The organism is Acidaminobacter sp., assembly GCF_030247605.1.
Classification (GTDB): Bacteria; Bacillota; Clostridia; order Peptostreptococcales; family Acidaminobacteraceae; genus Acidaminobacter.
Genome location: NZ_JAOTSB010000024.1, coordinates 25,866 through 41,379, shown reverse-complemented (window position 1 = coordinate 41,379; position 15,514 = coordinate 25,866). Strand labels below are relative to the sequence as shown.

Sequence of the window (15,514 nt, the reverse complement as noted above, 5' to 3'; positions counted from 1 at the left end):
GTTATTTGAACGGGAAGTAGGGTTTGAATCCAAACCGGTTATGAAGCTGAAATAAGGGATCTGAACCGACCCCTTAGGGGGATGTTTTTGCCAATTACCACCATTGACTTCTTGTGGTATCTGGCACGCGCAGTGAAGATAGAGAAGTTGTTTTTGTCGAAATTGTCTGGTTGCAAGCTTTTCAAAAGTGTTTAACGTTGCTGTTCCGAATATCGTGCCAGGTACCGTCACAAAGGTACCGTCACAAAGGTACCGTCACAAAGGTACCGTCACAAAGGTACCGTTAAACCATCGCCTTCAGCTTAGCCACGTCGTAAATCAAAATCTTCTTCGCGCCCACAAGCTTGATCAGGCCCATCTCGTGAAAGAGCTGCAGCTTTCGGGACATGGTTTCTCTCGCAATGCCGGCATAACTCCCCATCTCTTCTCGGTTGATGGTGAGCTCCAGCATGACCCCGCCCCCTTTGGCGGGTTTGCCGAAGTCCGAGATCAGGTCGATGAGCAGACTGATCACCTTCGCGTCAGGTGTGCTGCTCGACAGCCGCTCCACCAGGCTCTCCGCCTTCATGATGCGCTCGTAAGCCTTTTCAAAAATTTTTAGCGTTATTTCCGGATTGCTGATCATCACCTGATCGAACGCGCTTTTATCCAGGGTGCTGATTTGAGTGGTCTCAAGGGCAACGGCGCTGAAATCAAAACGATCCGCCTTCAACAAATTAAAAGCGCCAATAAAGTCGCCCTCGGAGAGAATGTAAAGGATCTGCTCTTTGCCTTCCGCCAGATTCTTAAAAATTTTGAGTTTGCCGTCACACACTATATAGAGCTTGCTGGCGCGTTCACCTTGCTGAAAGATGACCTCGCCTTTTTTATAGGTATGCGAAGAAACCCCTTTCGAGATCTTTTCGATTTCAGAATCGTCCAGACCTGACAAAAGGGGGATGTTGTGAATACAGAGCAATTTTCCGCAATTTATGCATGATTCGTGGTTACAGGCTGCAGATAAGATAAAATCACCATTCCATTTCAAGGATAACATTAAGCCGATAGTTGGTACCCATTCCCCTCGATCACCGTCACCTCGGCAGCGCGTTCTTTCGATGCCCGCAAAGCTTCATTAATCGACCTTTCAAATTCCGCTGCGCGTTCAGGTGACATTTCAGGGACCGACTCAAACGTATAGGACAAATTCAACTGAGAATATTTTTCAACTCCAGCTTTATGATAAGGTAAAATATCGATTTTATCCACCTTTTTTTGAATGGGTTCAATCATGGCAAGGAGTTCCGCCATGATCTCCGGACGATCCGTGCTGCCCGGCACCATGACGTGACGGATCGTGATGGTTCCCTCAAAGCTTCTCAATGCCTTGATAAAGTGCCGGATCCCCGTCATGTCCCGGCCAGTCAGCACTTTGTGGGCATCATTCCTGGTGTGCTTGATGTCTACCAGCAAATGATCTGTCAGCTTAAATATTGCCTCATAATAGTGAGACTGCCCATAGCCCGACGTATCTATACAGGTTGATATCCCTTCCGCTTTTAAAGCAGCCAGCGCTTCAACCAAAAACGCACCTTGCATAAGGGGTTCGCCTCCTGAGAATGTGACCCCGCCGCCCGTTACCTGATAATACTCTCTGTAGCGCCGTGCAGTTTGAACCACGTCTTCCACAGTGATCTCGTTTGAGCCCATGAAGCTTTGGGAATCCGGGTTGTGGCAATATTGACATTTCAGAGGGCAGCCTTGAAGGAAGAAGACGGTTCTGATGCCGGGTCCATCCACAAGGCCCATGGTTTCTATAGAGTGAAGTTTCCCAGTGCGCATGATTGCCACGCTCCTTTCGTTTATTGGGATCAGTGGGATCCTAAGGTAAAATGCTTAGTTGAAATGCTTAGTTGAAATGCTAAACCCGCTCGTGGAAGGTACGCATAATGACTTCTTCCTTTTGTTCCCGAGTTAAACGGTTAAAGTGAACGGCATAACCTGAAACGCGAATAGTCAGCGTTGGATATTTCGAAGGGTTCTCCATAGCGTCAATCAACAGCGCTCTGGACATGACGTTGACATTAAGATGGAAGGCGCCTTTCGCGAAGTAGCCATCCAGCAGGCCTGCGAGATTGGTGAGTCGATCCCCTTCAGTACGGCCCAGCGCAGCGGGGACAATGGAGAAGGTATTCGAAATGCCATCCTGGCAGACGTTCTCAAATGGCAGCTTGGAGACAGAATTCAGGGAAGCGAGGGCGCCCAGCTTATCACGGCCGTGCATTGGGTTTGCACCAGGCGCGAAAGGCTCGCCCTTGCCGCGGCCATCCGGCGTTGCGCCGGTCTTTTTACCATAAACCACATTGGAAGTAATGGTCAGGACGGACAAGGTCTGCTCGGAATTTCTGTAAGTTTCGTGTTTCTTAAGTTGATCAGAGAAATAAGTCACGACCTCGGTGGCGATGGTGTCAACCCGGTCGTCGTCGTTGCCAAAGGCCGGGAAGTCGCCCTCGATCACAAAATCCATCGCAATGCCGTGCTCATCCCTGACCGGTCTGACTTTTGCGTATTTAATAGCGCTCAGTGAGTCGGCGACTATGGAAAGCCCCGCAATGCCAAAGGCAATATAGCGGCGTACCTCAGAATCATGAAGGGCCATTTGGCCGCTTTCATAGGCGTATTTGTCGTGCATGAAGTGAATGGTATTCATGGTGTTGACGTAAAGTCCCGCCAGCTTGTCCATGACGCGCTTGAAGGCTGGCATGACTTCGTCATAGGACAGGCTTTCCCGTCCGTCAGGATCCACTGACGTCAGGGCGTGGATGTCCTGTAGGATGACCATCGGCTGACCATCTTTTTGGCGTTTCAGCTCTTCACGGCCTTCGTTCATGCTATAGAGCAGCGCTTTTCCCAGGTTGGCCCGGGCGCCGAAGAACTGCATGTCCTTGCCTATGCGCATTGGGGAGACACAGCAGGCTATGCCGTAGTCGTCGCCGTAGATTGGGCGCATCAGGTCGTCGTTCTCGTATTGGATCGCGCCGGTGTCAATGGACATCTTGGCGCAGAAGCGCTTGAAGTTCTCCGGCAGCGCCCTTGACCACAGCACCGTCATGTTGGGCTCCGGCGCCGGGTCGAGGTTGATCAGCGTGTGCAGGAAGCGGAACGCGGTCTTCGTGACGAGGGTCCTTCCATCAGTACCCATGCCGCCGATGGATTCTGTAACCCACGTCGGATCCCCGGCAAACAGCGTGTTGTAATCCGGCGTCCTCAGGTGGCGCACCATTCGGAGCTTGATGACAAGCTGATCGATGAGCTCCTGAGCTTCGGCTTCAGTGATCAGACCGGCTCGCAGATCCCGTTCAATGTAGATGTCCAGGAAGGTCGTGTTGCGTCCCAGGGACATGGCGGCGCCGTTGTTCTCCTTGACGGCGGATAAATAGCCATAGTAGAAAAACTGAATAGCCTCTTTGGCCGTGGTCGCCGGCTTGGTGATGTCGTCACCGTAGGAAATTGCCATTTCGGCGATTTCCTTCAGCGCTCTAATCTGCATGGAAAGCTCTTCTCTGAGGCGAATGACCTGCTCTGTGGCGGGCTTTGCCTCGAGGGCTTTGAAGTCCTTCTTTTTCTCAGCGATGAGGCGGTCTGTGCCGTAAAGGGCGATCCGCCTGTAGTCGCCTATGATGCGGCCTCTGCCATAGGCATCTGGGAGTCCGGTCAGGAGACCGACGCTTCTTGCGGTTTTCATTTCAGTGGTGTAGGCGTCAAAGACCCCTTCATTGTGGGTTTTTCTATAGGTCTGGAAGTCCTTTGACATGTCGTCGCAGATGTCGTAGTTGTAGGCTTCCAGTGACGCTTCGAGCATTCTGAAGCCGCCGTAGGGATTCATGATGCGCTTGAGGGGCTCATCCGTCTGAAAACCGACAATGACCTCGTTCTCTTTGCTCAGATAGCCCGGTTTATAATTGTTGATGCCGGAGAAGACGGTCGTGTCAATGCCTATGATGCCTTTCTCGATTTCTTCCTCGATCAGGGACTTCGCCTTGTCCCAGACATTTTCCGTCTTAGGGCTTTTCCCGACGAGAAAACGGTCATCACCGGTATAAGGGGTGTAATTCTTCTGTATAAAATCGCGAACGTCAATGGCGTCGCTCCAAGTGCCTTGTGTAAAGTTTTGAGTCATTTTGAAAACCTCCGATTTTGCGTATGTGTGGTGGATTAGTGGCTTTGTGTGACGAAAATTAATCCGTGTATGCTGTATACATTATACTTGTTGTGGTTTTATTATAGACCCAGTCGGAGGTTTGTTCTGTGACCGTGCGCACATTTTGAGAAAAAAGTAGGTTGCGGGTCAGACACCAGCTGTCACTCCGGGGTATGTGCCTGGAAGTGGAGGATTGCATGCAAAAAAAAGAAAAATCCATCTCTGAAGTTGTCAGAAATGGATTTGGATTTGGTTTTAACATTTGAACAATATGGCATAACAACTGGAAAACCTAATTTAAATCAAACCTTCTGTTTCCTTACTCACAGCACCTCAATTAAATATCGATCCCCAATAGCATGATCATCAGCGCTAAAGCAGCAACATAAAAGACAGCAAAATAATACTTCCAGGAAAGCTTTTTATGATGAACGTAAAATAGGACTGCAGCGACGACCGCTGCGCCCAGACCGATCACAACGCTCATGGACAACTGATAAGTAAATATGCCGATGGACACGAGAACCACCATAAGCGGCATTGTAAGATAAGTGGCTTTGAGCGTGTCGTTCAGACGGGAACGAAGCACAAACCAGCTCAGGACGAGGATAAAAACCACATAGACAATGCGTGCCAAGAATGGAGGGGCTGAGTTTCCCGGCAAGTTTAAAAGTTTGATTGAGGCGTTGATGATGAAAGCCGCTGAAATAAAGGCGAAGTTAAATAGAAAAAATCCACCAGCCATAATTACGACGGCAGCAATCAGATTCTTTAGCCATGGTCGTTCAGACATATCAATTCCTCCTTTCAACTTCTCTATAGTGTAATTTTACACCTTTTGTGCATAAAATGCAATAATGTATAAATTTAATTATGCGAAGATATAAGCTTCGCAAAGATATAAACTAAGCAAAGAAAAAGGACAATAGCCAGAGGCTAAAGTCCTTTTTTCTTTGCATTCACAAATTCAATCGCTTCTTTGCCGGTGATATGATCCACATCAATGGCAAGGATCAAAGAGTTTGTACACCCCATGATCTCCTTGTGTTTGGCGTCTTCGGGCAGGTCGCCGGAATACTTCTCGACCAGTGCCTTAAAGCCTTCCACCCATTCTTCGCCTTCCACATTTCTGGCTGTTCCAAAGGCGACGACACTGCGAAAATAGGTGGTGTACTCCTTGCCCACAATGGTGTCTTCGTCGACGACCGCGAAGGAGACCTTTGGATTTTTCAGGATCGCGTCAATTTTATGACCGGCTTTGGCGGAGTGAAAATAGATCTTATTATTGTGATAGACATAGCTGAGGGGCACGGCGTAAGGATAATCCTCGTCTCCCAGGCAGGCCAGGATACCGTTGGTGCAGCGGTTCATGACGGCTGTGGTGTCCTCAGCGGACAGCAGCTGCTTAATGCGTCTCATCTCTCTGAACATAGCTTCATTCCTCTCTCTTACATGTATTTAATTGCATTAGTGTGGCGCCCCTGTGGGCTGAACGCACCTGACCCGATCTGGCATAGTTGCGCTTGAATCCAATTAAATCTGAATATTGTACTTCTGCTTCTTGCGCATCAGCTTGGGCTGGGTCATGCCCAGAAACTCCGCGGCTTTTCGGGTGGTGCCCAATTTTTTAAGGGCGTATTCTATGAGTTTGATTTCCTGCTGCTCAATGATGTCCTCGAAGTTCAGTGAGGATGACGCCCGCATACTGTGCTTCAGGTCCAGGACCAAGTCTTCGTACAGGTTTTCATTCAGGATCTCCTGAATGTCCTCCCCCGTAATCACATAGCCTCTGATCCTTATGACGGCCCTATGAATCAGATTTTCAAGCTCCCTCACATTCCCGGGCCAGTCGTAGCTCGCCAGACGCACTAAGGCAGAAGCGTCCAGTGCTTTGTCGACACCGTATCGCTTGCAATGGGCATCCAGAAAAGACGCCGCCAAGGCCGCCACGTCTTCACGCCGTTCTCTGAGCGGCGGCACTGTAATAGTGCAGATGTTCAGACGGTAATAGAGGTCCTCCCTGAACTTTCCCTGCTCTACCAGCTGCCGGAGAGGGATGTTGTTGGCGCAGATGACCCTCACATTAATAGTGATGGGCGACGTGCCCCCCACCCGGTAAAACTGACTTTCCTGCAGGACTCTCAGCAGCTTCGACTGGAGGTTCATGGAGAGCGTGCCGACCTCGTCCAGAAACAGCAGGCCCCCATTAGCCAGCTCGAAATAGCCTTTTTTACCCGAGCTTTGCGCTCCGGTAAAGGCGCCGGCCTCATAACCAAAGAATTCGCTCTCGGCCAGGCTCTCCTGGATGGTGGCGCAGTTGATCTTAATGCATGGCTTATTCTTGCGGATGCTGTTCTTGTGGATCAGGTCCAGAATTTTCTCCTTGCCGACGCCGGTCTCCCCCTGGAGGATGACACTGCAGTCGTACTGCGCAATGTTCAGCACCTCATCCACCAGTGCTTTGGTGGTCGCGCTGCTGAACACAAAATCGTCGATTCTTCCGACTTTGTCCATGGACGCTGCCATGGCCTTTTTCGAGGCCTGCCTGAAAGCTATGGCCTGGGACTCGTATAGCGCGTTGATCCTCGCCAGGTCCTCCGCTATGGAAGCCAGCAACTCAAACGTAAAGGACTCGTAGCCGATGGTAAACTGTCCCAGCACATAAGTCTCAAGTTCCTTGCTCATGCTCTCCGCAAACAGGAGAGAGTGGGTGTAGCTGTTCTTCAGATTGGTGTAATAAAGTTTCCCGCCCTGTCGCGTCAAAAGGACACAGAGAACTTCTGACCCCATCAAATCCTCACAGTTGATGGTTAAATCGTATAGCCCCGTTTCAGACGCTAAGACCACTTCGGATGCCAGGATGGGCTGTGCGATGTTGAGTATGTAGGTGGAATTTACCCATCGGCTGAGCTCTTGTTTTACCTGAGCGTGGGTCAGGGTGCCAATGCCGTCCTCGTCCATCAGAACCGTAATGTGGCAGTTCCCACCGGCAGCCTTTTTGATGGCCGCCGCATAGGTGACGCTGGAAACCAGGTCTTTTCCAATGATCAGGTATCTTAGACCCTCACCGGCAGCCTGATAGATGCTTTTTAGACTTGCGGCCTCGTCAAAAGTCGCCATGGTGTAATTCAGATCCAAGTCTGGCGGTATGGCGGTGAGGGGCGACTCCATGAATAGGATACCATAGCCCGTCACTATTAATTCGCCATAGTTGTAGTCAATACTATGAATTTTTTCAATGAACATAGGGTGGGCGGACATGGTCGTCAGGCATAGGACCTGGTCGCCGACCTTGTACCTTGCGTGTGTTTCGAAGTCGCTGCCCATTTCTTCTATTGTGCCGTAAAATTGCCCGGCTGTATCCGTGAAGGGGTTGTGCAGCTTGCCTCTGCGCTTGACCAGATCCAGGATTTTGGCGATGATCTTCGCTTCGTCAAAACCGCACTCATTGCAGAGCTGTTGGAAACTGTCTCTTTCCAAATGGATCCGTTCCAGGGAGAGCCTGCATTCAGTTTTTGAAATCGCCCGGTTGTTGTCCACCTGCCACGCAGTGACAGGAACAGCGCCCCTTGGCTCGATGACGCGACTCAAACCAAACCTGTCATGTATTTTCGTCATGGACTTAAGGCACCCCCTTTCCAATTATTATAGCTTTTGAAGAGGTGGATGTATAGAGGGTGAATCGATTTCGTATCGCTGTTTTCATTTTTGACTCGGTATCGATTCTTTTGAAGTCGGATGAGTTGGGCATCTATGAGCGGGAGGGCGGTTAAATACTGGGTTTGATCTAAATTTTGAGTAAACTGAGTGGTTTGGCACGAGGCTTGCTTAATAAAACGTTGAGATTATTAATTTCGTATGGAGGCTAATAAAATGAAGAAAAAAGTAAGTGGAGAACTCATGCTGACGCTGACGGCCTTGATCTTTGGCGTTTCATTTGTAGCACAACGAGCAGGGATGGCCTATATTGGGCCTTTCACCTTCAACGGCATCAGAAGTCTGATTGGCGCGCTGGTACTGGTACCTGTGATTCTGATTATGGATCGTCAGAGAAAAGTCAGTGGGGCGACAGTTGGTGTGGGCTCTGTAACCTCTGCTGCGGCGGCAGAAGCTCAGGCTGAGGCTGCTTCTTCCAGAAAATATTTAATGCTGGGTGGATTTTGGTGCGGGGTGGTCGTGTTTATCTCCAGCTCTTTGCAGCAGGCGGGTATGATTTATACAACCGCAGGGAAGGCTGGGTTCATTACGGCGCTATACATTGTAATCGTACCTATCTTGGGACTGTTTTTAAAGAAAAAGGTTCGTCCGGTTCTGTGGGTCAGCGTGATCCTTGCGACGGCCGGTTTATATCTGCTCAGCGTCAAAGAGGGATTTTCCATAGGCTGGGGAGATCTGCTGATTCTCCTAAGTGCTGTAGGTTTGTCCGTTCATATTATCCTGATTGATCATTTTTCTCCGAAGACGGATCCGGTCAAGCTGTCGAGCCTTCAGTTCCTGGTGTGCGGGATTATTTCGCTGCCGTTTATGCTGGGTTTTGAAACGGTGAGCTGGGCGGGGATAATGGAAAGCAAAATTCCTATCTTGTACGCCGGCGTCATGTCCTGCGGGGTGGCGTATACCTTGCAGGTGATTGCGCAGAAGCGTACGGAGCCGACCATGACCTCCCTGATCCTGAGTGTGGAATCCGTCATAGCGGTGATTGCGGGGATCCTGATATTGGGTGAATCGATTTCGGTTCGGGAGACCATCGGCAGCATTATCATGTTTTCGGGCATATTGCTGGCGCAGCTGCCCTTGGACTTCAACCTTTCTGTACCTCCATTTCTGAGCAGGATCGGGTATAATAGGAGCAGAAGTGATGAAGCGCAATTTATCAAAGTCAATTACGTGAAAAACACAAAATAAGGAGTCGTTGAGATGTCAAAGTTTATTATCACAAATGAATTCTGGGAGGTGTTCCCCCAGGCGGAGATCGCGGTGGTGCTGGCCAAGGGGATCAATAACACGATGGGCCACGCAGAGCCGGTGAGAGGTGAGCTCGACGCGCTGCTTGAGAAGGGCAGCGGCGAGGCGGTCAAATTCCTGACGGCAGACGTGTTCAGTGACAACAAAGTCATTGCGGTGTGGCGGAAGGCTTACCAGCAGTTCAAGACGAAAAAGGGCGTCAGATGCTCCATTGAGGCGCTGCTGAAACGGGTTGAAAAGGGCAGCGGCGTCGGGCCAATCAATCCACTGGTGGACATTTACAATTCTGTGTCCCTGACCTACGGGCTTCCATGCGGGGGAGAGGACATAGATACTTTCAAAGGTGACCTCCTGCTCACGAAGGCAGAGGGCGGCGAGTATTTTCTGGCCCTCGGGGACGCGGACTTTGACAATGCGCTGCCGGGAGAAATTATTTACAAGGATGAGGAAGGCGCAGTCTGCCGATGTTGGAACTGGCGTGACGGCCAGAGAACCATGCTCACGGAGGACACCGTTAACGCATTTTTGATTATTGAGTCTGTGGATCCTGACCGGTCAGATGATCTGGCAGCGGCGGCCAAGTCGCTGGCGGAGCTGACTCAGAAGTATTTGGGCGGAGAAGTGGAGATTCATCTGATGGATCGCGAGAGCAGGGAGATTGATTTGTAGGGCCATAAAGGAAGATGAAACTCGGTGTCTGCGGCTTTGGCCTATCAACCCCGAGTTTCATCCAGTTTCAATTCGGTGTCAGACACCGAGTTTCACCTGACACCGACTTTCACCTTCACAGAATCTCGACAACCCCTTCAGTCCCGTTCACCCGAATGCGCTGTCCGTCCTTAATCAGCCTGGTAGCGTCTACCACGCCGACTACGGCTGGCAGGCCATACTCTCGAGCGATCACAGCCCCATGGGTCATTAAACCGCCGACTTCAGTGACCAGGCCTTTGATGGAGAGAAACAGCGGTGTCCAACTTGGGTCGGTGAAGGTGGTGACCAGGATGTCGTCCTCCTCCAAATCAGCTTCCTCCATATTCAAAATCACACGCGCCCGGCCTTCCACAATACCGGATGAAACCGGCAGCCCCAACAAGGCGTTGTCTGGGAGCGAATCCCGCTTATAGGCACCGGCAATCATTTCACCTTCAGAGGTCATGACCCGGAATGGCTTCAGTTTCTCATAAGTTTGAAACTCAATTTTTCGTTTGCGAATGATCTCGTAATCCAGCTGCTTTGTACGCACAACCTCCTGCAGCGACTCAAAGCTCAGGTAAAAAATGTCCTCATTGTCTTGAAGGATCCCTTCCCCCACGAGCCGCGCCGCTTCTATGAGCAGCGCCTGCTTATAAATGAAGTAGCGGCTGATCATGCCGTATTTTGGATATTCCCGGTAGCCTGAAAGATCCCGGATTAGGCGGATCCTCAGCTGTGTCTCCCTGGCTTTATCCTCACCGTCTGGTAATGACCTCAGCCGGCTTAAAATCTCAGCTTCTTTATTCAAAGCCTCCTTAAGCCCATCTTCGAATTTCCTCTTGCTCTCCCCGACTTCAAAATTCTTAATATGACTGAGTAGGACAGAGACTATTGCCGATGGTCGTTCAGCCCACCGCCTTCTGGTAATATCAATCTCACCAGGGCAGCGCATGCCGTAGCGGTCGAGAAATGCAGATATGGCTTCCATGGCTTCCTGTCCACCCTCCAGCCCAAAGAGCGCCTCGAAAAAGTCATCCTCTTTTGCGTGGTGGAGGGCTTCGATGACAATCGGGAAAGGCCGTAGGATATCTGCCACATCCAGGAGCGCCATGCCCATTTCAGAGGTAACATTGTTTGGAACGGATTGGGACAGGACATCTGCCGCGTTTTTTTCGCCGAGCCACAACTCCAGGTGGTCATTAATCCACTTGGAGGCGTCAAAGCCAGCCATGAGCACCTTCATACTCAGGGGATCAAATAGAAGCGCCTTAAGTTCCTTGAGATCCGCCTGGATGAAATCGAGCAACTCAGGTCCTGTCTTGGCTTGAATGTCCTGTTTCAGAGTTTCCAGAGAGGCTTGGCTGCGATGGATCAAGTCAGAAACGACAGACGGATCAAAATCAGCTGGTGCTTGAGGTTCCTGAGCGGGTTTGACAGTTGCCGTATCAGGTTGGCTGGGGGCTTCGTCCGCTGGGATGATTTTAATGAAATTCTCCCGGTCCAAGACCGTCAAAAGCGCGTCTTTGATTAACGGATCGGATCGTCCCAGGGCATCCAGTACTACTGGTCTGGAAACAGGTGAAACCAGCATTTGCGTCACATCCACAAACAGCCTGCCGCCTGCCTGCGCCATAGGGGCGCTCGTGGTCATCAGAAAGAAGGAAAGACCTAGAGGCTTCATGGCATCCGTCATCATCTGCTGATGGCCCACTGAGACATAGACGTGATTGTCCTGATCCGCTGCGTCAGGGATTGGGAATAAAGTCGTGATTGGCCGGCTTTGAACCACGTAAAAGTGGCCGTCCGCCAAGCACCATTCAATGTCCTGAGGCGCGTCAAAATGCTCTTCAATCTTGCGGCCAATACTTTCGAGCTCCAGAATTTGATTATCTGTCAGCGCCTGCATAGTTTGCTGGGCTGGCGGGAGCGACATATGTTGGGTGCCGCCTTCATTCAGGGGGACGATGGCTAGTTTCTTGAGATTGATCTTCTTATCGATAATCTCACCACTTCGTACTTTATAGACATCCGGGTTCACCAAGCCGGAGACCAGGGCCTCGCCAAGGCCAAAGCCCGCGTCAATGGAGGAAACTTTTCTGTTCGAAGTCACGGGATCAACAGTGAAGAGGATACCGGAGACTTCAGGGGAGATCATCTCTTGAACTATTACAGCCATTTGTACCTGATGGTGATCAATACTATTTAGAATCCGGTAGGTAATGGCCCTTTCAGTAAACAGTGAGGCCCAGCATTTGCTGATGTGCTCAAGGATGGCGTCCTTTCCTGTAACGTTCAAATAAGTGTCCTGCTGCCCGGCAAAAGAAGCGGTTGGCAAATCCTCCGCCGTCGCGCTGGATCGAATGGCGAAGGCGGTGCCAGGTTCAAAGCTGTTAAGTGCAAGGGTAATTTCTTCAACTTGCGCTTCTGGGAGAGGGATCCCTTCAATGACGCTGCGAAGCGAGCTGCTGAGTTCTTTAATTCTGTCTTGGTCCTCCAAAGTGAGAGTGGATAATTGATTCATTAAGTCTTTAATAGCTGACGCGGTCTCCATGATTCTGTTAAAAGCTTCAACAGTAATGCAAAAGCCATTAGGGATGCGGATCCCTTCCAGTTTGGAAAGCTCTCCAAGATTAGCGCCTTTTCCCCCAACGAGCGAAATCATTGTTCTATCAGTGTTAAGAAGCTCTATGACGTAGGGCATTGTGGGCTGCCTCCTTGCGGGGTTTTAGATAAGTGGATGTGGTGTCAAAATATTAATGATCTGTGTTAGAATTATACCAAGTCCCCACTACAACAAACAGTCTGGTTACTATAGACCAGGAATGTTATACTTAAAATGGAAGAGATGATTTGACTCTGAATGCCTATAAAAGTTGAAAGCCGCTTTGCGATAAATGCAGAAGCGGCTTTTTTGTGGATTTTCACCTAAAAGGGCGTTTAAGTTAATCAAATTAAAGAATTTGTATGTTTTCCCACGAAATCATACACCATAATCTCGCTTCATTCGTTTGGCAACACGTTCTGCTGAAACAACCTTTCCGTTTGCAAGATCATTGAGCCCTTTTTCAATTTCAACATTGAATTGTTCCTCGCTCATAGTAATCAGATCCATCAAATCCAATGGTTTCTCAATGACGAAATCCGCTTCGAAGGTCGCATAGTGGTCTTCATGAAAGAAGGTCCAACCTACCAAAACTGATTTGACACTGGCGTTCTTCGCCGCGAGAATGTCGCTGTGGCTGTCTCCAACGAACAGGGCTTCTTCCGCCGTCACGCCCAAGTGGTTAAGCGCGGCAAGAATCCCTTCCGGATCAGGTTTGCCTTTTACGACATCATCTGCAGTGATGGCAGCAGAAAAGAACTTTCCAATATCGAACTTGTCAAAGGCGTGATGGACACCCCGCGAGCCCTTGTTGGTCACGGCCGCCATTTGGATGCCTTTTGAAAACAATTCGTCAAGAAGGCTTTTCACACCATCGAACAGGTGAGTTCGTTCGTCCATATGGGTCCTGTAATAGGCTTTATAGGAGGCAACAAGTTCCTGGCTTCGCTCCACTGAGAAAAAGGCCATTTGTTCATCCAACGTCTTACCATAGACGTGATGGAGCTCTTCTTCGGTGGGCACCCGGCCAAGGCATTCCTTAATGACGTGTTGAAAAGTGTCCAGAATTAAATCATTCGTATCTATCAGCGTGCCGTCGAGGTCAAAGATCACTGCTTTGATCATGGTTACACCGTCCTTTTAAACTACTTTACCAGTCAAACTGAAATAATGAAAGTGCTGTCTAATCTGTTAGTTTTTTTGTTATAATGAGTGCAAACCTTTCAACTGTTTTGAAGTCATTGTAATTACTTGGAATAAGCGATCGCAACTATTGCAAATAGGGAGGGTGATACTTCCATGATTCAATTAAATCAAGTGCAGTGGTTAAAAATCAATGATTTCTTGCTCTCAATAGAGAAATCCTGGGGCCCTAAGGAATTTTGCATGCAGGTGATGGATCAGATTTATACGCTCATGCCCTATGATAAAGCCCGAATCTATATCATCAACAACAACGAGCAAATCAGTCACGAAATCTTATTTGGCGTGGAGAAGAGATGGAGTGAAAGCTATCTCACCTATTACTCCAAAATTGAAAACAATCGTTATTCTATTTTTATCAATCGTAAATACCAGAGACCTGAGATTCAAGGCTCTGTAACGGATTGGTCCAACTTTAAGATTGACGAATTCATTTCAAGTTATATCGAACCCCAGGGCATTAAACACAGCTTAGGATTTGCCCTGGACGGGGATGCTTTTGGGAGATGTATTTTTTGTTTCGACCGCACCAGTTATTCCAGATTTCAAGATCAGGAGATAGAAATCCTTAGCATAGTTCACCCCCACATTCAGAATTTGCTCAGAAATTCTTTCGTAACTTTATTGTCGAGTACGCATTTCGATAAAAACCCTGAAGTTAAAATTTCTCTGACCAAGAGAGAGCATGAAATAGCAGAATTGCTATTCAAAGGTGTAACGCCGAGTGATATCAGCACTAAATTATGCATAAGCCAGACAACCACATACAAGCATATTGCTAATATTCATACTAAACTTAACGTCTCTAATCGTCAGGGGTTGATCCTTGCCTTATACAGTTATTTTCAAGGCAGTACCAATCCCAATCAACATAAATTATTTTGATCGCAATTTTGCCTAACACAAAACAGAGCCGCTGCGACTGGAACTAAAGTCGCTTCGACTCTGTTTTTTTAGTGTGTTTTAGAGATGAAAATTAGTATTTCTCAAGCGCATTCAGGAACTTGTCGAGTTCTTTCTCTTCCATGTGGAAACCGTGTTTGTCTTCAGGATAGACGCCAGTGCGGACATCATTAGCCCAGGCACCGTAAGCGCCGGCGGACCATTTGAAGAAGTCGCCATAGACTTTTGCGTGAGAGGCGAGGGAAGGCATCATGTTGAAGGTGTCGAAGTCGACCATTTCGCAACCATCGGCAGCACCGCCTGCAGCAATGGAGACAACCGGGACATGGAGTTTCTTGGCAATGGCATTTGTCACCTCAATAGGTGTCAGCTCAATGGTCATGCCCATCATGCCATTTTCCTGATACTCATAGGCCATGCGGAAGACCTTCATTGCGTCCTCAGCGGTTTGTCCCAGGCGCTTATAGCCGCCGTGTCTGCTGGTCTGCCAGCCGGAAAGCGCGCCAACGTGGCCAAAGACTACCAAATGGTTATCCGCCATATACTTGAGGGTCTCATTGCTGACGCCCATAGGAAGCAGGGAGTCAGCACCTTCAGCCATGTACATGGAACCGTACTCCAAAGCTTTTTCCTTTGAGGAGAAGGTTGGGGTCTGCATATAGAAATTGATATGGATGAGCTTGGCGGCGTTTCTGACAGTACGAATCCACCAAGGCGCATTCGCGATTGACATAAGGGTATTTTCGGCAGGTACCGTCAGGCGGCAAATGTCGCAGCCAGCCATTTCAGCGGCCATGGTGAAGTATTGGTCGCGATTCGCAGGGCACATTTGAACGATTGGAGTGCCCTCATCTTTGAGTTTCTGGAGATAGGCTATAGTTTTGCGGCCTTTGACCATTTTGGATGACTTGACGTTTTTGTCCTCTGATTTGATTTCCATTTCTTTTTTTTCTTCTGACATAATGCTC

At 49.1% G+C, this 15,514-nt stretch carries 12 protein-coding genes; 3 read left to right on the top strand and 9 right to left on the bottom strand.

Going from position 1 to position 15,514, the window contains the following annotated elements; all coding sequences use genetic code 11:
- Window positions 1-283: 283 nt before the first annotated feature.
- From OEL90_RS11240 to OEL90_RS11215, 6 genes are all read right to left on the bottom strand, one after another.
- Window positions 284-931, bottom strand: coding sequence for a Crp/Fnr family transcriptional regulator (locus OEL90_RS11240; RefSeq protein ID WP_291402357.1), 648 nt, complete (start codon window positions 929-931; stop codon window positions 284-286).
- 104 nt (window positions 932-1,035) lie between these two features.
- Window positions 1,036-1,821 carry a pyruvate formate-lyase-activating protein gene (pflA, locus tag OEL90_RS11235; protein ID WP_291402360.1) on the bottom strand — a complete coding sequence of 262 codons (786 nt, stop codon included), beginning with the start codon at window positions 1,819-1,821 and terminating at the stop codon, window positions 1,036-1,038.
- Between the two features lie 79 nt (window positions 1,822-1,900).
- A complete protein-coding gene (pflB, locus tag OEL90_RS11230) occupies window positions 1,901-4,159 on the bottom strand; it encodes a formate C-acetyltransferase (protein ID WP_291402362.1) in 2,259 nt (752 codons plus the stop codon).
- A gap of 358 nt (window positions 4,160-4,517) precedes the next feature.
- Window positions 4,518-4,973, bottom strand: a complete 456-nt coding sequence (locus OEL90_RS11225) for a hypothetical protein (RefSeq protein ID WP_300688624.1) — start codon at window positions 4,971-4,973, stop codon at window positions 4,518-4,520.
- Between the two features lie 143 nt (window positions 4,974-5,116).
- On the bottom strand, window positions 5,117-5,611 hold the full coding sequence (locus tag OEL90_RS11220; RefSeq protein WP_300688621.1) for a pyridoxamine 5'-phosphate oxidase family protein: 495 nt from the start codon (window positions 5,609-5,611) through the stop codon (window positions 5,117-5,119).
- Window positions 5,612-5,713: 102 nt separating this feature from the next.
- On the bottom strand, window positions 5,714-7,798 hold the full coding sequence (locus OEL90_RS11215) for a sigma-54 interaction domain-containing protein (RefSeq protein ID WP_300688618.1): 2,085 nt from the start codon (window positions 7,796-7,798) through the stop codon (window positions 5,714-5,716).
- 255 nt (window positions 7,799-8,053) lie between these two features.
- On the opposite strand from OEL90_RS11215, the gene OEL90_RS11210 reads away from it, so the two are divergent.
- Entirely contained in the window at window positions 8,054-9,085 is a 1,032-nt protein-coding gene (locus OEL90_RS11210) for a DMT family transporter (protein WP_300688616.1), read from the top strand.
- 12 nt (window positions 9,086-9,097) lie between these two features.
- Window positions 9,098-9,814, top strand: coding sequence for a B3/4 domain-containing protein (locus OEL90_RS11205; RefSeq protein ID WP_300688613.1), 717 nt, complete (start codon window positions 9,098-9,100; stop codon window positions 9,812-9,814).
- A 115-nt stretch (window positions 9,815-9,929) separates the two neighbouring features.
- Here OEL90_RS11205 and ppsA read toward each other — a convergent pair whose 3' ends face one another.
- Entirely contained in the window at window positions 9,930-12,539 is a 2,610-nt protein-coding gene (gene ppsA, locus OEL90_RS11200) for a phosphoenolpyruvate synthase (protein ID WP_300688610.1), read from the bottom strand.
- 279 nt (window positions 12,540-12,818) lie between these two features.
- A complete protein-coding gene (locus OEL90_RS11195) occupies window positions 12,819-13,565 on the bottom strand; it encodes an HAD family hydrolase (RefSeq protein WP_300688609.1) in 747 nt (248 codons plus the stop codon).
- A gap of 174 nt (window positions 13,566-13,739) precedes the next feature.
- Here OEL90_RS11195 and OEL90_RS11190 point away from each other — a divergent pair, with 174 nt between their 5' ends.
- A complete protein-coding gene (locus OEL90_RS11190; protein ID WP_300688607.1) occupies window positions 13,740-14,528 on the top strand; it encodes a helix-turn-helix domain-containing protein in 789 nt (262 codons plus the stop codon).
- Between the two features lie 91 nt (window positions 14,529-14,619).
- On the opposite strand, the gene OEL90_RS11185 is transcribed toward OEL90_RS11190, so the two are convergent.
- Window positions 14,620-15,507 (bottom strand): 3-methyl-2-oxobutanoate hydroxymethyltransferase, encoded by an 888-nt coding sequence (locus tag OEL90_RS11185; protein ID WP_300688605.1) that lies wholly within the window; start codon window positions 15,505-15,507, stop codon window positions 14,620-14,622.
- Window positions 15,508-15,514: the final 7 nt, after the last annotated feature.